The following is a 20956-nucleotide window of genomic DNA, read 5'->3' on the forward strand; positions in this document are numbered from 1 at the left end:
AGAACTCCTTATCTGCACTGCAGGCGGCTGGCGCTGAATTCGCGCAGCGGTTGCTCGAACGACGGACCCGAGGCGGTGACGATTTCGCTCAGCGCGTCGATGCCTGCGATGTTCACGATCGGCGCAGGCGTGAAGTTCGGGGTGGACGGCAGCGTGAGGCGCGGCGGCTGGAATACTTCCGGCAGCAACGTGGTGGTGATCACCTGCACTTCAGGTTGCGTCACGGCCGGTGCCGATGTCACCGCGAAGAGCACGTTGAACAGCGCCGTGCCACTGCCCAGACTGAGCGTGAAGCGCGCCGAGTCGTTGCCATTGAAGCCGGCGTTCGCCGTGTATTGCCACGCCGACTGCTGACCGTCCAGTACGCCATTGTTCGGACCGCTGGACAACACTACACCGCTGCGCAGGCTGAACAGCAGCGGCGTGCCCCCCGTGGTGGCAAAGAACTGGTTGATGACCGGCGCCGACGTGGGCGAGAAGCTCAGTGTGCCGTTGCCGCCGATGCGGTTGAATATGTCCGGTGGCAGGTCGCCGCCCAGCTCCATCGTCGCGTTGTCGCCGATGACGAACAGACCGCCACCGCCGATGCCGCCGGTCAGGCCGAGATTGCCCGCGCTGGCCTGTACGTTCCCGTCATTGACGAGGCGCACTGCGACGTTCGACGTGCCGCCGCCCAGCGTGCCTTCCAGCGTACCCCGGTTGACGAGGCTGCCGGTGCCGCCGACGCTGGTATTGCTGCCCAGTCCGAGCGAGGCCCCGTCGCTGACGATGAGTTGCGAGCCGCCGTTCAGCGCGAGTTGCGTACCGGTGTCGAGCAGGCCGGAACCGCCTACGTTCAGCACGGCCCCGTTCAGTGCCAGGTTGCTGCCATCAAGTACCGTATCGCCGCGCACCACGATGACGCGACCATTGCCGCCGATCGAACCGGCCGTCCAGGTCAGGTCGTCGGTCACGGTCAGCGTGCCGTTGCCGCCGATGTTGCCGGCGACTCGCAGGTCGCCGAAGGAGGCGTTGCTGTTGAAATTGACCAGTGTGTTGCCGCTGACGCGCGTCTCGCCGCTGACGTTGTAGCCGCCGTTGACGTTGAACACGCCGCCCGAGAAGGCGGTGAATTCGACGTCGCCCGGACCGGTGATCGACGAGCCGGTCCCGAAATCGCGGAAGGCGTCGCGGAAGCGCAGCGTGGCGCCTGAATCGACCGAATAGGCGCCGCTGTCGGCACCCGGTCCTGAAGCGTCGGTGTCGTGCGCCAACACCGACAGTGTGCCGCTCTCGACATCGACCGAGCCATTGTTGGCGAAGATCATGCCGCCGCCGCTGCCGAACTCGAATGTCGCACCGCTATCGACGATGACGCTGCCGTTATTGTTCAGGCGGGTGGTCGTCAGGTTGCCGGCACTGCCGGACAGCACGTTCAGCGTGCCGTTGTTGGTGAACACGTTGCCGTTCATCGTGCCGCCGGCGTAGTTGAGGGTGCCGTTGTTGAGCAGCGCGCTACCGAAGTTGAGGTTGCCGCCATCGAGGTTGAGCGTGCCGCCCGGCTGCACGGTGGTCGGCGCATTGAGTACGCCACCGGTCAGCGTCAGCGAGTTCGCGTTGCCAATGGTCAGACCGGCCACGGTGACGGTCGGAAGTGCGTTCAGTATGACGTCGGCGCCACCAGCGAGCGTGATGAACACGAGGTCATTCACGCCGGGCAGCACATCGCCGGTCCAGTTTGCAGCGTCGGTCCACAACTGGCTGCCGGCGCCGCCGTCCCAGCAGATGCCGGTGGTGCACGCGGTGTAGCCAAGGCTCAACGAGCTGCCGAGGGCGCGAGTCGTGAAGCCGGTCGGTGCTGCCAGCTGAAGTGCACCGGCGTCGAGCGTACCGCTTGCGGTCACGACAGGCAGCTGCATGCCTTCGACCGGCACCGCTGCACCGAGCGCCTGCACCTCGAGTACGCCATCCAGGAGCGTATCCCCGCGCACATCGAGCACATCGAACTGATTGGTCGAGGTGCCCGCAAATTCCGCTTCGATGCGGCCCGCGGCGCTCTGCGTGAAGTTGCCGAGCACCGTCAGACGGCCGATCTGGTCGCCGCCGCCCGGGCGCACGATGCCGCTGTTGGTGAGTATGCCGCCGCCGACATTCAGCGTGCCGCTGCCTTCGATGACGCCGGTGTTGGTCAGCGCCGAGGCCGTGGCGACGGTGGCGCCCGCAGCAATGTGCATGACGCCGCTCAGCGCGCCGAGCGACGCAAGCTGCAGCGTGCCGGTTTCGCCGCGGTAGCTGCCGCCCTGATCCACGAGGCGCGCCAGATTATCGAAGCCACTGCTGCCGGCGCCACCGGTCTTGGCGAGCGTTCCGGAGTTGTTGAAGGTGCCGCCGTTGCCGGAGTTCTCGGAGACGACGTTGTCGCCGGTGAAGTTGAAGCGACCGGCGTTGTTGAACACGGTGCCGTCGTTGAGCAGCAGTTCGCGGCTGTTGCCGCCGGCGACGGCGTAATTGACGATGCCGGCGTTGTTCAGAGTGACGCCGCTCAGTGTGTGGAACCCGCCGCCCATGCTGTCGTTGATGTTGAGCGTACTGGTGGCGAGCACGTTGAGTGCGCCGGTGCCGCCGGCATTGGTCACCATGGCGCCGCTGCTCCAGTTCAGGGTGCCGTCGATGGTCAGGTCGCCATCGGCACGGATGGTTGCGCCGTTGAAGTTCGAAGTGCCGCGCAGCACGGAGCCGTCGCCAAAGGTTTGCGTGCTGCCATTGAAGCGCACGTTGTTGCCGGCGAGGTTGAACACGCCGGCGTGATTGCCCGCGGTCTGGATCAGCAGCGTGCCGGTGCCCGAATCGACGGTACCGCCGTCGAGGTTGTTGAATCGTGCCTGATTGGCGAAGCCACTGCTGCCGGCGCCGCCGGTCTTGGCGAGCGTGCCGGAATTGTTGAAGGTGCCGCCATTGCCGGAGTTCTCGGTGACGACGTTGTCGCCGGCGAAGTTGAAGCGGCCGGTGTTGTTGAACACGGTGCCATCGTTGATCAGCAGTTCGCGGCTGTTGCCGCCGGCGACGGCGTAAGTGACGGTGCCGGCGTTGTTCAGAGTGACGCCGCTCAGTGTGTGGAATCCGCCGCCCGCGCTGTCGTTGATCATGACGTTCGCACCGTCAGCGACGTCCAGTGCACCCGGGCCGCTGATGATCGAGCCCGCAGTCCAGTCAAGTTCGCCACTGATCGTCAGCGTGCGTTGCGCCGCAACGTTGAGCGTACCGCTTGTGTGCGTCAGCGTGCCCTCGATGTCGAAGTCTCGGTTGAAGGTGTAACTGCCCGGTGCAAAGGTCACCGCGCTGCCCAGCACGGTGCGGCCACTACCGATGTGGCTGCCACCGGTGTGGCTGAAGGCAGCCGACACGAACAGGTCGCCCGGGCCAGTGAAGGTGCCGCCGGTCTGTGTGAAGCGTGTGGCGTCGAGCCGGCCATTGGTCACCAGTGTGCCGCTGCCGCTCAGCGTCAGGTCGCCGGCCAGTGCCGACATGCCAGTGAGTGTCAGCGAGCCGGCGCTGATCGAAAGCGCGTTCCCGGCTGTCGTCGTCAGGCTGGCGATGGAATGGCTGCCGCTGTTCAGCACGACGCTGCTGCCATTGTCGAGCGCGATGAACACGAGGTCGTTCAGGCCGGGCAGAGCGTCGCCGGACCAGTTGGCAGCGTCCGTCCAGAGGGCAGTGCCTGCACCACCGTCCCAGCAGACGCCGCCGCAGACGATGCTGCCGAAACTGATGCGGAAAGCGTTGCCATCTACCGCCGTGGTATAGCCGGCGACCGGTGTGTCGATCGTTGCAAATGTGCCGCTGATGCCGTTACCGGCGGTGATCAGGGCGAGCGACAACGGACCGCGGACGTAGGCGGGATCTTCGGTGACCACAAGCGTGCCGCCGAGCGTGACCGAACCGCTGACGGCGAGCTGGTCGTAGGTGCCTGCACTGGTACCGCCGATCCACAGGTCGAGGATGCCGGTATCGGTCTGCACGAAGTTGCCGGTCACGCTCAGCGTTCCGTACTCGAGGGTACCCAGGGCGCCGGCGTTGGTCAGCGTGCCGCTCGTGCCGACGTCGATCGTGCCGTTGCCGAAGATATCGGCGCCACTGTTGATCGTGAAGCCGCCGAGGCGGCGCAGTACGCCCCCGGCACCGAGATCGGCATCGCCGTTGTAGGTCAGTGCGCCACCGATTTCAAGGGTCGAGCCCGCGCCGATCTCGATGAAGTTGTTGTGGGTGAAGGTGCCACCGCCCGAGGCGCCGGAATAGCCGATGTTGAAACGCAGCCGGCCGCTATAGACGTTGATCCGGCCATTGTTGGTGAAGTTGGCGTAATTTGCCGTGCCGCCCGGAATGCCCAGCGTGCCGATCGCGAACTCGCCCGTACCGGCCGTTTTCGATATGACGCCGCTGTTGTGATTCACCATCGTGAACGTTCCGGTACCGGTGGAACGGTCGCCGAAACTGAAGTCGGCCGCCAGGTCGATCAGCCCGTGGTTGTCTACGCGCCCGGCGCCGATGACGTCGATGTGACCTTCCAGCCAGTTCAGCGTGCCGAAGTTGGTCAGCGAGCCGGCACCGAAGCGCTTGTAGCTGGTCGATTGCACGTCGTCGCTGCCGGTACCGCTCAAGGTCAGCGATGCGCCATCGGCGATGACGAGATTGCCGATCAGCGTGCCGCGCGTCCAGCTGCCCCCGCCGACGAGGTTGAATGTCGAGCTGCCGGCCAGCGTGCCACCATTCCAGTTGTAGAGGCTGGCGCCGGACGCCGCGTTCAAGGTCAGCGTGCCGCCGGTCTGTGTCACCGAGCCGGCCTGCAGGCCGGCCTGCGCGATGACCTGGCCGCTGTTGGCCAGTTCGAGGTTGGCGATGGCGCCCGGTGTGCTCAACGTGAAGCGGGCGGAATCCTGCACGCGCACGGTGAAGGTGTTGTCGGCGATGGGTGCCGAGGTGGTCGCACTGGTCACCTGAGCCGTGTTGATGAATTCGATGCGACCGCCGCCGTCGAACTGGCCGGTCGCGTCGAGCAGGTAGGTCGCGCTGCCGCCGTAGCGGCCTGTGGCACCGAAGGCCACATTGACCACACCGGCATTGCTGGCGCCGCCGGTCGTGGTGAGTGAGCCGCTGTCGAGCGAGAGCCGGCCGCCTTGTTCGATATCCAGCCGACGTGCGATCGTGCGCGTGCCGGCGGCGTAGTTGAAGGTCGATCCCGCAGCGAAAACGAGACGCCCGGTGCCGCTGACATCGCCGCCGGCCCACGTTGAACCCGACTGGGTGAAAGTGGTTGTTCCGCTGCCGCCGAAGATGCCCGATGACAACATCAGTCGTGCAAGTTGCGCTGCACCGTTGAAGTTTACCGTGCCCCCGCTGATGACCAGATCGCCGGCCAATGCCGCCACGTCCGTGACCGTGAGACTGCCGCCCGACAAAACCAGCGTATTGCCGGCAGCGGTATTCAGACTGCGTATCGTGTGATTGCCCTGGGTCAGCTCGACACTGATCGTGCCGAGATCGATGAACACGAGATCGTTCGTGCCGGGCAGCAGATCGCCGGTCCAGTTGGCTGCATCGGTCCACAGCAGCGAACCGGCGCCGCCGTCCCAGCACACGCCGCCGCAGATCGCGCCAGCGTAACTGAGTACCTGACGGTTGCCGACGACCTGCGTGCTGTAGCCGCTTGGTAGCGTGGCGGTCGAGAAGCCGCCACTGAGCGCGCTGGCGGTCACGACATCCGAGGTACCGCCGGTGGCGATGTAACCCGGCAACTCGCTGACCACGAGCGTGCCGCCCAGCGCGGCCGTGCTGCTGACGATCAACGCATCGGTGCCCGCATTTCCACGTTCGATCTGCAGCCTGCCTGTCGCGTCCTGGGCGTAACGGCCGGTGATGCTGAGCGTGCCGATCGCGCCCGCGCCGCCCGGGCGCACGACGCCACGGTTGGTGAACGTCTGTGTCCCCAGTGCCAGCGTGCCGAAGCCGCTGACGGTGCCGGTGTTGGTCGTGGCCGCGCTGGTGTTGCCGAAGGTCGTTGACGTCAGCAGTTCGATCACGCCGGCGTTGGTGAAGGCGCTGGCCACGCTCAGCGATCCCTGACCGATCGTGACGAGGCCCGACTGGGTGAAGCCGACGTTCGACGTGATCGATGTCGAACCACCGCCTACCTTGGTGAGGGTGCCTTCGTTGATCAGCGAACCACCGCCGCTCGAATTCAGGTTGAAGTTGCCGTTGCCGCTGTCGAACAGCAGGCGGGCGCCGCTGGCATTGCGCAGCACGCCACCATTGTTCAGGCTCACCGCACCGCTGGTCTTGAAGATCCGGCTGTTGCCGCTTGCGTTGGTATGGACGAGCGTACGGGCATTTAGAAACTGTGTGTTGCCGCCGGTGATCTGCAACGGTCCGCTGACCGTCAGTGTGCCGCTGCCATCGATGGTGCCGGCGGTCCAGTCATAGCGGCCGCTGATCGTGTTGGCGCCAGACCCCGACAGTGTGCCGCCGCTGTGGATCAGGGTCGACGCGATGGTTGCGCCGTCGGCCAGACTCAGCGTGCCGCCACTCAGCGAGAGATTGCCGGCTCCTGTCATGCTGCCCGCTGCGGCAAGCGTCGTCGCGGCGCCGCGGATGTCGAGCGTGGCGCCCGCAGCCAGCTGTTGCGCACCATAGAGCTGCGCCACGCCATTGAGACTCAGCACGCCCTGCTGGACGTTCAACACGCCGCGCTGGTCGAACTGCAGACCGCCGTTGTAACCGAGGTCGAGCGTGCCCGCGCCGGTCTTCGTCAAGGTGCCGAGATTGTCGAAGCGGCTGCCGGTACCGGTGCTCTGGTAGATGTAGAGCGTGTTGTTGTTGTTTCCGGTGTCCAGCGTCAGCAGTGAACCAGTGGCGTTCCGCAGCAGCGCGCCGTTGTTCAGCAGGATGCTGCGACCGTTGTTGTTGCCGATGCGGCTGTTGCCGGAAGCGTTCGTGTGGATCAACTGCGTGGCGTTCAGCGTGACCGTGTTGGCGCTGACCTGGGTCAGCACACCGTTGAGGGTCAGCGTGCCCGCGCCACCCAGCGTGCCGCCGGTCCATTGCAGGTCGCCATCGACGATGACCGAACCGGCGGTGGCCACATTCAGCGTGCCGCCGCTCAGCAGCACGTCGGCGGTGATCGACGCGCCATCGCTCAGCGTCGTGGTGCCGCCATTGTGCTGCACGCGGCCGTCGCCACTGAAACTCGATCCGGCGACCAGCGTGCTCGTGCTGCTGTTCAGCAACAGCAGCGCATCCGCTGCGATCTGCTGCGTGCCGGCAAAAGTGCTGACCGCGTTGTTCGATAGCGTGCCCTCGTTGATCAGCAGGGCGCCGGACTGCTGGACGACCAGGCTGCCGCTGTAGCCAAGATCGAGCGTGCCCACCCCGGATTTCACCAGCGAACCGAAGTTTTCGAAACGGCTGCCCGTACCGCCGCTCTGATAGATGTACAGCGTGTTGCCGCTGTCCGGTGTGTCCAGCGTCAACAACGAACCGGCGGCATTCCTGAATACCGCGCCATTGTTGATCAGCATGCTGCGGCCATTGTTGGTGCCGATCCGGCTGCCGCTACCGGTGTGGGTGTGCACCAGCGTCAAGTTGTCCAGCGTGACGCTGCTGGTGCCGACCAGCTGCAGTTCCCCTGACACGGTCAGCGTGCCGCCAGGCACGAGCACGTTGTTCGCCAGCGTGTTGCCGCCGCTGACGGTGCCGGCGCTCCAGTCGTAGCGGTTGCTGATCCGTGCATCGATGCCCGGCGCAATCAGCAGCGTGCCGGCCGACTGCGCGAATCGGGTGTTGATCGAGGTGTTGTCGCCCAGCGCGAGGGTGCCGCTGTTCAGGCGGAACTGGCCCGTGCCGTCGATGCGGCCGTCTGCCGCCAGCGTCGTCGTGCCACCGACGACCTGAAGCGTGGCGCCTTCCGCGATCTGCTGCGTGCCGGCCAGCAACACGGCATTGTTCAGCGAGGCGGTGCCCTCGCTCACCACGAAGTGTCCGAGCTGGTCGAAGCTCACATTGCCGAAGCTGCCGAAGTCGACATTGCCGGCGCCGCGCTTGGTCAGTGCGCCGGTGTTTTCGAAGCGGCTGGCTGCACCCGTGTCGTGATCGATGTAGAGGTTGCCGTTCGGCGCTTCGACGATCAGTGCGAGCGTGCCGGTATTGCGGAACAGTCCGCCGTTCTCGATGTTGAAACCGCTGGCCGACGTGTTGGCAATGCGGCTGCCGCCGCTGGTGTTGTGATGCTGCAGCGTCGTGCCATCGATACGGACGGTCGTGTTGCTGCTCTGGTCGAACACCCCGTTCACGTCGAGCACACCGCCGCCGGTGATCGTGCCGCCATTCCAGTTGAAACGGCCGTCGATGTCGGCACCTGTGCCGCTGGCGATGTTCAACGTACTGCCACCGCCGCTCAGGGTGTAGATCGAAGTGATGCGCGCACCGTCGCCCAGCAACAGCGCGCCGCCGCTGTGGGCCAGTGTTCCGGCGCCTGCGATCGAGCCGCCGGCCGACAGCGTGGTCGTACCGCCGAGCACCTGCAGGAACGCGCCAGCCGAAATGTTCTGCGTGCCGGCGAGGCTGACCGTGTTGCCCAGCGTCAGGCTGCCCGCTTCGACATTGAGCGTGCCGCCCTGCACGAAGGTCATCGCGCCGAAGTTGCCGATGTCGGCACGGCCAGCGCCGACCTTCGTCAGCGTGCCGGTGTTTTCGAAGCGGCCGCCGAGCGGACCGGTGTCCTGATCGATGTAAAGAATGCCGTTCGTTGCCTCGACCGACAGCGTCAGCGAACCGGTATTGCGCAGCAGCGCGCCGTTCTCGATATTGAATCCGCTGCCCGAGGTGTTGGCGATGCGGCTGTCGCCGCTGTTGTTCGAATGCACCAGCGTGGTCTGGCGCAGATAAACCGTCGTATTGCTGGTCTGATCCAGTACCCCCGCGAGAGAGAGCACGCCGCCGCCGGTAATCGTGCCGCCGTTCCAGGTCAGGTTGCCCGACATGGCGGTGTTTCCGGTCACGTTCAGCGTGCCACCCGACAGATCGATGTTTGCCGAGCTGGTCGTCACGTTCAGGTTGGCGGTCCCCGAGTCAACGTCCAGCGTCGCGAGGCCGAGGTCGGCATTGATGTTGGCAACGTAGCTTGCGACGCGCAGCGTTGACGAAGGCAGCGTGACGGCTGCGTTGAAATTCACCGTGCCGCCGCGGGGCGTCAGCACTGCGAAGGCCAGACCGCCCGCATTGAAGGTCGAGGTGCCATTGCTCTGATCGAAGTCGGCAATCGTGCCGCCGCCGTTGGCAATGAACTGGCTGGCCGCAGTGCTGACCGACACGCCGTTCAGGTCGAGCGCGCCACGCGCTTCGAAACGGCCGCCGTTGACTGTCAGCGTGCGGCCGACGCGCGTCGCGCCATTCACGGTCAGGCTGCCGCCGCTGATCGTCAGCGATTCTTCGGACGACAACGAGCCTATGGTCCATGTGCCTGTGCTGAGGGTGACGGTCGGCGTGACGCCCACGCGATCGATCAGCACCGTCTGCGTCGCGGAATTCGGTGCGGCGCCGAGTGACCAGTTGCTGCCGACCGACCAGTTGCCGTCGACATTGCTGACCCATTCGTTGATGCCGGTCAGCGCGCTGCCATTGCCCAGAACGTAATTGGCCGCGCCGTAGTAGCTGCCGTAGCCGAAGCCCGCCGGCACATCGAGTGCTGCGAATTCGCGACCGGCAATGCGCGCGTTGTAGCGCACCAGACGGAAGCCGGTGTTTGCGCCCGGCGTGTAGCCGCTTTCGTGCGTCGCGCGCAGCGTGCCGCCAAAGGTGACCGTGCCGGTGACGTCCAGTGCATCGTACTGCGTGCCGCGTTCGCTGCCGGCGATGCCGACTTCCAGCGTACTGGCGGCACCCAGCACCAGATTTCCGGTCACCGTCAGCAAGCCGTCCGGGCGCAGTACCCCATTGTTCGTGAGGGTGTTCGCACCCAGATTCAGGTTGCCGAAACCGCGGATGACGCCGGAACTGGTGAAACTGGTTGATGAGGTGATCGCGCCCCCTTCGAGGCGCAGGGTGCCGGCGTTGTTCCAGTTGGCGCCGCTGAAAGCGAAGGTCTTGCCGGCGGTGCCGGCGATGGCGGTACCGGAGAAGGTGCCGCCAGCGCCCATGTTGATGGCGCCGGACTGCGTGCCGGTCAGGCTGATGCCGGCGCCGACGTTCAGGGTGTTGTTGCTGTGCCAGGCAGTGAGGTCGTTGTTGGCGTTGTCGGCACCGGCGAAATCGATGCTGCCGTTGCCGGCGATGTTCAGCGTGGTCAGACCGGAGGCGGTGTTGCCGCGCAGATAGGTGCTGGAGCCGGTGCTGGCGAGCCGGACGGTGGCGCCGTCGAGCGTGAGCGTGCCGCGTGCTTCCATGCTCTGGCCGTTGCCGACGACATACAGGCCGGAACCGCCCACGCCATTGACGCCCGCCAGTGTGGTGTCGATCAGGTAGCCGACGCTGTTCATGACGAGCGTGCCGCCGGCCGGGTTGTTGGCCCGGATGGTGCCGCCGGTGATCGAGCCGCTGAGCAGCACGGCGCCGGTGGAATCGTCGAGCAGCAGGGTGGCGCCGGTGTTGTCCAGCGCACCGGAGAGGGCGAGGGTGCCGGCGGCGACACCGTCGCGATCGAGCGAATTGAACGAGGCGGTGTTGAAGGCGCCACCGAGGTTGAGCGTGCCGCTGTCCAGATCGAGGGTGCCGGACGAAGCCCAGGTGGTGTTGGTGTTGGAGGTGAGCGAGACGGTGCCACCGGCAGCGCGCAGGGTGCCGGCGTTGTTCCAGTTGCTGCCGCTGAAGGCGATCGTCTTGCCGGCGGTGCTGGCGGTGGCCGTACCGGAGAAAGTGCCGCCGGTGGCCATGAAGATGGCGCCGGACTGCGTGCCGGTCAGGCTGATGCCGGCGCCGACGTTCAGGGTATTGTTGCCGTGCCAGGCGGTGAGGTCGTTGTTGGCGTTGTCGGCACCGGCGAAGTCGATGGTGCCGTTGCCGGCGATGTTCAGCGTGGTCAGGCCGGCGGAGGTGTTGCCGCGCAGATAGGTCGAACTGCCGGTGCTGGCGAGCCGCACGGTGGCGCCGTCGAGCGTGAGCATGCCGCGCGCTTCTAGGAAGCCCCCGGTGACGACGGTGACCAGGGCGTTCGCTGCGAGGCCGGTACGTTTGCGCAGTGTGCCATTGGTCAGGTAGACGCCGCCGACCTGCAGACCGGTTTCGCCGATGACCAGCGTGCTGTTGTTCAGGGCGCCGCCGCCGGTCAGCGTGGACTGCGCACCGAGCAGATTCAGCACGCCACCCGAGATCGCGCCGCCACTGAGCGCGAGTCGGTTCAGGTCGAGCTGTGTACCGACATTGAGCGTGCCGCCCGACACCGACAGCGTGCCATTGATGGTCGAGTCGTCGGCGAGCGTCAGGGCGCCGCTGATGACGGAAATGTTCTCGTTCGAGAACAGGCTGTTGATCGTGATCGCGCCGCCCGTGCTGCGTACCGTGATCGTGAGATCACCCGCCTGATCGATCACCACGTCGGTGCTGGCGGTCGGCAGCAAGCCACCGGCCCAGTTCGATGCGATATCCCAGAAGCCCGACGCCTGCGAAATCCAGGTGCTGGCAAGCGTGCCAGTGGCGAAGCTCAGCGCATTCGAGAACGTGGTGGCCGTTGCCGTCAGACCGTTGGTGTCGATGCTGGCGAAGCTGCCTGACAGGCATGCGTCGGCCGGGCAGGACAGCACGGTGTAGCGGTCCTGCGCACCGAGCGTGACGCCATTTGCCGGCGTGATGACCAAATCGCCACCCAGGGCGATGGTGCCGCTGACCTGCAGCCTGTCCTGCTGCGCAACCGATGTGCCCAGCAGCTCGGCTTCCAGCGTACCCGCGGTCGTCTGCACCAGATTGCCCTGGATGTTCAGCAATCCCGCGCTGCCGCTGCCACCTGGCTGGAGCAAGCCGGCGTTGGTCAGCGTACCGGTACCGACGTTGATCGTGCCGATGCCGTCGATGCTGCCGTTGTTCAGCAGATTGGCATTGCCGGTGGCCAGGGTGGCGTTGTTCAGCAGCGTGACCCGACCTTCGTTGACCGGGAACGCGCTGGCCGTGAGTACACCTTCTTCGATGCGCAGCACACCAGTGTTGGTCAGCGGCATCTCGAGCGTGAGTCCGGTCGGCCCGCGCTTGACCAGTAGCCCGGCATTGTCGATTCGACCGGTGGTGGTGTGCGTGATGCGCGCACCGTTCTCGAGCGCAATGCTGCCGCCCGAGGCAATGGCAAGTCGTGCGCCGTTCAGGCGCAGACCGTTGCCAGTCTGGTCTGCAATGCTCAGATTGCCGGTGACGCGGATTTCGCGCGAAGTGTCCTTGCTCGCGCTGCCCGCGGCGATCGTAGACGTGCCTGCCAGCGTGACCACGCCACTGCCGGTCAGGGAGCCGGAATTCCAGATGAATCGATTGCCGACGGTAACGTCGGCGCTGCCGCCGAGTGACCCTCCGCTCAATTCGAGATTGGCGATGCTGGTCGCCGCGGTCGCGGCAAACGTGCCGCCGCTCAGGCGCAGCAGGCCGGCGCCGTTGATCTGCGTGGCGAGGTCGGCGGTGAGGGTACCCCCGGTCTGTTGCACGACGCCCGGCCCGGCGAACAGGAAGCTGCCGCCGATGGCGTTGTTCGACGATCCATCCGCCGAAATGAACAGGGTGTTGCCTTCGGTCACGACGATGCGTCCACCGGCCGCAGACGACAGCTGGGCCAGCCCGTTGCCCGCGCCGTTGAAGCCCTCGTTCATGTAGAGGTAGGCATTGCCGCTGGTGGCCAGCGTGCCGGTCGCTCCGATGTGCAGCGTGCCGCCGTCGCGGATGTACAGATCCGAACTGGCGGAATTCGACAGTGTCAGCGTGCCCGCCACTTCGAGGCGGCGTTGCAGGTACTTGATCGTGTTGAGCTGGGTCAGCGCGCCGTTGCCGGCCAGGACGGTTGTTCCGGTACCCGTCATCGTGCCGGAACGCCAGTCGAGCTGGTTCAGCGAGAACGTGCCGGCGCCGTCGAGCGTACCGCCGGTCAGTTCCAGATTGGCGATGCCGGTCGCCGCGCCTGCGAGCAGCGTGCCGCCCGTGAGCCGCAGCACACCGGCGCCGGTGAATGCGCTCGCCTGATCGACGGTGAGCAGGCCGGAGTTCATCTGCACGGCGCCCGGTCCGGCCAGCGTGAAATTGCCGCTGATCAGGTTGCTCGCCGCGCCGTCCGCCGTCAGGAACAGTGTCGTGCCGTCGGCGACGGCCATGCGCCCGCCGGCTGCCGATGTGAGCGCTGCAATGCCGTTGTTGCTGCCGTTGCTGCTCTCGTTGAAATAGATGTAGCCATTCGACGAGGTGGCCAGCGTGCCGGTGGAAGCGATGTGCAGCGTGCCGCCGTCGCGGATGTACAGATCGTAGTTCGTGCTGTTGCCGAACGTGAGCGTGCCGGCGACTTCAAGCCGGCGATGCAGGTACTTGTAGGCCGACGCGTTGTTGATCGTGCCATTGCCGGCAAGCACGGTGTTGCCGCTGCCGATCATCGTGCCGGATTGCCACAGCAGCTGTCCCAATGTGGCCGTGGCCGTGCCGTCGAGTGTGCCGCCGGTCATTTCGAAGTTGGCGATCTGCGTGGCGGCATGGGTCGCCAGCGTGCCGCCATTGAGCCTGAGCACGCCGCTGCCGGAAAACGCCGTGGCCTGATCGACGTTGAAAAGACCGCTGTTGAACTGCACCGCGCCGGGCCCGCTCAGCGTGAAGTTGCCGCGCAGGTGATTGCTGGCTGCGCCGTCTGCCGTCAGGAACAGCGTGGTGCCGTCGGCGACGGCAATGCGCCCGCCGGTGTCGGCGCTGATGACCACACTGCCATTGTTGGCGCCGTTGCTGCTTTCGTTCAGATAGATGAAACCATTGGCCGACGTGGCCAGCGTGCCGGTGCTCGCGATGTGCAGCGTGCCGCCGTCACGGATGTACAGATCGTAGTTCGTGCTGTTGCTGAAGGTGAGCGTGCCGGCGACGTCGAGCCGGCGATGCAGGAACTTGTAGGCGCTTGCGGAACCGATGGTCGCCATGGTGCCGGCCGCCAACACAGTGCGCCCGTCGCCCGACATCGTGCCGCCCGACCAGTCGAAGGCGTTGCCGATCGTGAAGTCCGCGGCACCGGCCTGCGTACCGCCCGACAGGGTGAAGCGGCTCGTGATGGCCGAATCGGCATTGACGAGCAGCGTGCCCCCCGACACGAGGAAAGTGCCTGCACCGGTGATCTGGGCGCCGTCGAGATGGATCGTGCCAGCCGACATCTGCAGCGTCGAGTCAGCTGCGATCTGCAGCGGCTGGCCGGCGATGTTGAAGGTGCTGGATTCCATCAGCACGCCGCCGCCATTCAGCGCCGACGCGACCATTCCACCGATCGACGCGCCCTGGCCATCGCTGTAACCGTGCAGACGCAACAGCCCGCCGCGGCTCTGGATGTTGCCGCTGATGTCCAGATACTGGAGGTAGGCGTTGCCGCTGCCTTCCCCCTTGGCCAGCGTACCCAGCGCGGTCAGTCTTCCACCGCCGGTCGTGGAACTGGAACCGCGCAGCACACCGTTGTCGTTCAGCAGCAGCGTGCGACCTTCGGCAATGACCAGTTCGCGATCGATGACGCGCGTCCCGCTCAACGTGATCGAAGTATCGAGCACGGTGCGGCCAGTGCCGCCCATGTTGCCGCTGAGCCAATTGAAGCTGTCGCGCAGCGTCAGGTTGCCGCTGCCCACCAGGTCGGTGTTCGACAGGTTGAATGTGCCGGTGCCGCCAATGACTGAATCGCCTTCGAGGGTGAAACGACCGCTGGTCAGCGCAAGTGCGCCGGCTCCCGTGACATTCAGGCGGGCCGAAAACTGGTTGCCCAGATTGTTGTCCGAAAACAGGCGCAACGTCAGGCCGTCGGCGACGTCGACGGCGGCCCCTGCATCGGCGCTGAACAGCGTTACGCCGCTGGCGCCTGCATCAAAGTAGACATGGCCGTCATGCGTCGTCGAACGCAGGGTGGCCGTCGAGGTCAGGTGCAGCGAACCACCGTTCTGGACATACAGCCAGTAGTTGTTGTCGGCCTCGAACGTGCCGGAAATTTCAAGCCGCCGCCGCAGGATCTTGTTTGCCGTGATCTGCGGCATCGACGCGTGGCCGCTGATGTGTGTTGTGCCGGTGCCTGACATGCCTCCGCCTGTCCAGACGAAGCGGCTGTCGATATCGAGATTGCCGCTGCCGCCGAGATCGACGCCTCTCAGCAGGAGCAGGCCGTCACCACCGATGGCCGAATCATCGGTCAGTGTCATGTTGCCGCTGGTCAGGGCAAACGTGCCGGTGCCGGTCAGATCGACATCGACCGACATTTCGTTGCCGAGGTTGTTGTCCGACGACAGGTTCAATGTGCGGCCGGCTGCGATATCGATCTCCGCACCGGCGTCTGCGCTGATGCGCGCGATGCCCGAGGCACCCGCCTGCAGGTAGAGGTTGCCGTCGTTCGTCGTGCTGCGCAGCCGGCCGGTCGATGTCAGGTGCAGCGTGCCGCCCGCCTGCACATACAGCGCGTTGTTGTTGTCCGCGTCGAGCGTGCCGCTGACTTCGAGCCGGCGCTGCAGGAACTTGTTGGCATTCGATTGCGGCAGCGAAGCGAGCCCGCCGATGCGCGTGATGCCACTGCCCCCCATTGAGCCGGACGTCCACACGAAGCGGCTGTCGATGTCCAGATTGCCGGTGCCGCCCACGTTGGCGCCATTCATCGCGAACAGGCCGGTGCCGCCGATAGAGGAATCGCCACTCAGCGTGATCAGGCCTCCGCTGAATGCGAAGGTGCCTGCTCCCGTCAGGTCAACATCTGCCGAGAAGGTGTTTCCGGCATTGCTGTCGGTGAACAGGTACAGATTGCGTGAGGCACCGACATCGATCCGGGCACCCTGGTCGGCGCTGAATGCAGCACTGCCGCTGCCGCCGGCCTGCAGGTAGATGTTGCCGTCGTGCGTCACCGAGCGCAGCGTGCCGGTCGAAGTGATGTGCAGCACGCCGCCGTTCTGCACGAACAACCACTGGTTGTTGTTGGCGTCGAGCGTGCCGGCCACCTCCAGCCTGCGCTGGAGGAACCGGTTACCGGTCGCCTGTGGCAGCTGGGCCTGACCGGTGATGCGCGTCACCCCATCGCCATACATGCCGCCGTTGAGCCAGCGGAAGTTGTTGCCCAGGGTCAGATTGCCGCTGCCGAACAGATCGGCACCCGCCATTGCGAGGTTGCCGCTGCCGGTGATCACCGAATTGCCGGTCAGGGTGAAGCGTCCGCCGGTCAGCGCGAGCGTTCCTGCGCCGCTGGTCGTGAAACTGGCCGAAATCTGGTTGCCGACATTGTTGTCGGAGTACAGGCTGAGCTGCCGGCCTGCCGCGACATTGACCTGTGCGCCGGCGTCTGCGCTGAACAGCGCCGTACCACTTGCGCCACTGTTGAAGTATATGTTGCCGTCATTCTCTGTCGACTGCAGCACGCCGGTCAACGTGAGGTGCAGCGTGCCGCCATTGCGGACGTAGAGCTGGAGATTGTTCTGGAGATCGAGCGTGCCGGCGATGTTCAGCCTGCGGTCGAGATAGCGGTAGTTGAAATTCGGCGGCAACTCGCCGGCACCCGTCAGCGTGACCGCACCGGTGCCTGTCATGACGCCGCTGTACCAGACCAGCCCGCCCAGCGTCAGCGGTGCACTGCCGTCGAGCGTGCCGGCGAGGTAGAGCGTGCCGGAGATCGCTGCGCTGGCGCCGTCGATGTCCAGCGTGCCGCTGTCCGCCGTGTAGTCGCCGTCGATGGCCACGCCGGTGCTGCCCTGCAGGCGTTGGCCGCCGACATGCATGTCGGCCGAGGTTTGCAGCGCGCCGTCGGTGGTGACGGTATTGCGGAACTGGATGGTCGAGCCGGTGCCCCGAACCGTACGCAGCAGGATGCTGCCGTCGCCGGTCGTGAGCACCGGCACGATGATGTCGGCGCGCTGATCGCCGACCGCGGTGCCGTTGCTGTAGCCGGTCTGCATCGTGATGCTGCCGGTGCCCTGCGTGATGATGCGCAGGTTGACGCCGTGTGAGCCGCCGGTCACCAGATCGATGCCGGCACTCGGCCCGCCTTCTTCGCCACCGAGATTGCGCGTTTCGATCAGCAGGTTGCTGCCGTCAGCCAGGGCCAGCGCGCCGCTGGTTTCACCGGCGAGATTTCCGCTCGCCGTATGGCTGAACGCACTGCCGCCGACCGTCACTGAACGTTGCGCGCGCAGAATGATGTCGGTCGTCTTGCTCTGTTCCTCGATCTCGCTTTCGAACAGCAGGGTCGGACCGAGCGCGTCGGCCGTGATGGTGCCCGGGGTGGCGCCACTCCTGAACAGTTGCGAGCCGTCGTTGCTGCCGTCACCACTCCCGCCCTGGATGATGATGGCCAGCGGGTCGAGCAGCAACTCGCCATTGCGTCCGCGTGCGGCGCGAGTGTCCGTGCGGCCGCGATAGAGCAGGGCCTCCTTGCCGGATACTTCGACCTGACCGCCGTCGCCGCCCTCGCGACCGCCGCGTGACCAGATGTTGCCGGCGAAGGCGGTGGCTTCGTCCGCCCATACGACGACCTTGCCGCCATCGCCGTTCAGCAGCGCATCGGACAGCAGGCTCACGCCATGTCCAACCCAGCTGATGCGAGCGTTGCGGATCTCCGAATTGGCGCCTTGCCAGTCGCCACCGACGAGGATGGAACCGCCGCCGGTGTCGCCCGATACATCGAGCACTGCATCACCATCGAGCACGACGGTCTCGGCGGTGACGACGATGTCGCCGCCCCGGCCGAGCGGTGCGCTGAGCGGTACCGCGGGAGCGGGGCCGGCCGCGGTGACCGGCAGGTCGAGGTCGCCGCCGACGGCCGGTGTCGGCGCACTCGTGGCAACGGGAGCGGGCGTACCTGCGGCAGGGCCCGACTCCACGTGGCCGACCGCACGCAGCGTGCCTTCGACCGTCGCGCGCTGTTCGGCGCTGACTTCAATCCGGCCGCCCGCAGTGCCGCTCGCATCCACCAGGGCTCCCGAATCCACCTTCACTTCGGGGGCGCTGATGTCGATCGAGCCGCCGGCGCGGTCGGCGGTTTGTGCAACCGTTTCCGACTGTGTGGTGAGCGTGACGGATTTCGAGCCGCGCAGCACGATGCGGCCGTCTTCGGTGCGGTGGGCTCCGGTGGCCGATATCTTGCCCGCCTGCGTGAGCGCTGCGCCGAACATGCCGACACTGCCGCCGCGTGCAATCAGCTGACCGAGATTGATCGCCTCGCCACCGGCTTCGACCCTGACGCGCAGCGACGGCTGATGCGGATCGGCGATTTCGACACTCTTGCCGGCCGCCAGTACGATGTCGCCGTTCTCGGCGGTGATCAGTCCGGTGTTTTCGACGTCGGTGGCGATCAGGATCAGCGGGCCGCCGGTCGTTTTGAGCGTGCCGTCGTTGCGCAGCTTGCCGGCATTGCCGTCGGCATCGAACTTCAGCCTGCCGGCGAGGAAGTCATCGTTCCGGATGTTGAGCGTCGACGCGACCAGCCCCGCGGTGTCCACTTTCGCGCCGGCACCGAACAGCACGCCATTCGGATTGATCAGGAAAACGCGGCCATTGGCAATCAGGTTGCCGAGGATTCTCGACGGATCCTGACCGACCACGCGGTTGAGCACGCTGGCGGTCGAACTCGGCTGGATGAAACGGGTGGTTTCGCCCGGCTGGATGGAAAACTGCTGCCAGTTGATGATGGCTTTGTCGCTGGCCGTGATGTTCAGCGTGCTGCCCTGGACCTGAACGCCGACGTTGCCGTGGACCACCTGATGACCGGTCGGGTTGGCGATCGCAAGGCCGGGCAATGCGGCCGCCATGGCAGCCACGACGCGCCGCAGCGCACGGGCGCCGCCGCCCTTGCCGCATGCCTTCGTTTCTTCCGGCACCGGGACGTAGCCGCCCTTCTCTTCGGAAAAAACCAGTCTGTAGCGACCCTTGTTCATTTCGGCCTCAAGTTCTTCTCCGCGAGGCCGTGAACCCGATTACCGCTGCTGCAGGTAATCCGGTTCAGGCCCGCGCGGGCCAACGCAAAAATTCCGACTGCATCCCCGCATGTCGTAATGTCTGGAGTGAGCGATACCGTTCCCGCCCCTTGTGATCCTGCCGCCTAGAAACTCAGGCTGAACGACGCGTGAACCCGGTGACTGCCGGACGCGTAACGGTCTGCGCCGTCGATCAGACGAGCGTAGTCGATCCGCCCCGAGAGCCATGTGGAATAGTTGACGCGCAGGCCCACGCCGGCCGAGAGCACGCCATCCCCTGCAGTTTCACCCGGTTGCGGATTGACTCTGTAAAGATGTGCAACGTCACCGAACAGCACGCCTCGCATGACCCAGATGTCTTCAGTCCAGGCCGGTGTATCGAGGTCGGCGCTGACCCGCCAGCCGCGGTCGTTGGCCAGTACGCGCTCGCGCAAACCGCGCACGGACTCGGCTCCGCCGATACCGAACTGCTCGCCGGACACCAACTCATCGCGTGTGTACTGACCCTGCGCCTGCAGTCGCACGCGCCAGTCACGCGGCAACAACTGGAACCACGAAGCGCTGGCGCGCATCACTGCGAAGCGCGCATTGGCACCCGCGCGCAGAGCGTTAAAGTCTGTGTCGCGGCCATGCTCGCCGCCCTGCAGGTTGCGCGCGACGCTGATCTGCACGCCGGCTTCCCGCGTATCGCCGCGCCAGTTGCCGCTCCACGACAGGGAAATCGGGTGCGTGATGACACGTGGCACGAGGTTGCCGGGTGTGTTGTCGAGCAGGAAGCTGCTGTCGAAATCGCGCCAGTCGGCGGCCAGGGTGATGCGCTGGGACAACTCGCCGATCCGTGGCATGTGCCAGTTGTAGCGCGCGGAAAAGATGCGGCCGCTGCCCGACACCGTGGCGGTCGAGTTCAGCACCTGCACCTGACCTGAACTGACGCTGGAAAAGCCTCCGACCAGATCGATGGAGTTGCCACTTTCGTACAGCGGAATGCGGTAGCCGAGGCCGACGATGGTCACGTCGGACGGCTGTTCGATAGAGGTCGTGTATTGCAGCGTTGCGACGTGGTCGCGGTTGAACAGGTTGTTGTGCTGCAGTCCGACGGAAATGCGGTGCGTGCCGGTCGACGGTGTGCCGCTGTTGTCGACGGTCACAAATCTGCGCAGTGGATTGCTGTCCGTCACCGATACGGTTGCAGCGATCTCGCCCGGCTTGCGCGCCGAGCGGAAAGTCACGTCTGTCATTTTCGACGCGTTCTCGTTGGCCAGCGCCAACTGGTGCGCGACAGCTTCTGTATTGGGCATGCTGCCTTCCGCCAGGGCGGGCAGGCTGCGCCGGATGTTCTCGTCGTCGTGGTGGCGTGCGCCCTGCAGCGTCAGCGCTTCGAGCTTGGGCTCGAGCACTTCAAGCGTGACGGTGCCGCTGCTCAGTTCCTGCTCGGGGATGGTGACCTGCGCCGCGCCGAAGCCGCGCTGGTGGTAAGCGGTTTGCAGCGCAGTGCGCGCCGCTTCGATCTCGGCAAACCCTACGGTCTTGCCGACGTAGGGTGTCAGCAGTGCATCGATTTCCGGCGTCCGGAATACAGAACCGCCGGCAACCGTGTAGTTTCTGACCTCGAATCGCGGACCATCAGCGGATTCTTCCGCGTGCAGGTTCGCCGATGCGAGAATGGCCCCGCTGGCGACCGCGAATGCAAGCCCCGCCCTGACAATCGACACTGACGACCCCCGTCCATCTTAAGTTCTTGTATCTGGCGGAGTTTAGAGGGTTTGCGGCGGATTTACACCCAGCCGAACAGCCTAGGTTGACCGGCAGAGTGTTTTGCCGTTGCATGGATGCAAAAGGGTGAGCCCGTCACACGG

Annotated in this window: 2 protein-coding genes; both read right to left on the minus strand. The window is 65.6% G+C overall.

Annotated features, from left to right (window positions below):
- Positions 1 to 8 precede the first annotated feature (8 nt).
- The gene (locus tag ACTIFF_RS00655; protein WP_439535083.1) at positions 9 to 19061 is read right to left on the minus strand and encodes a filamentous hemagglutinin N-terminal domain-containing protein; all 19053 of its coding nucleotides are present in this window, start codon (positions 19059 to 19061) and stop codon (positions 9 to 11) included.
- A 164-nt stretch (positions 19062 to 19225) separates the two neighbouring features.
- Entirely contained in the window at positions 19226 to 20812 is a 1587-nt protein-coding gene (locus tag ACTIFF_RS00660; RefSeq protein WP_439535084.1) for a ShlB/FhaC/HecB family hemolysin secretion/activation protein, read from the minus strand.
- Between the last annotated feature and the right edge of the window lie 144 nt (positions 20813 to 20956).

The sequence above is a fragment of the Methyloversatilis sp. genome (genome assembly GCF_051861465.1).
Classification (GTDB): domain Bacteria; phylum Pseudomonadota; class Gammaproteobacteria; order Burkholderiales; family Rhodocyclaceae; genus Methyloversatilis.

Coding starts and splice junctions, on each gene's coding strand:
- ACTIFF_RS00655 (WP_439535083.1), bottom strand. CDS start 19,061: ATGAACAAGGGTCGCTACAGACTGGTTTTTTCCGAAGAGAAGGGCGGC.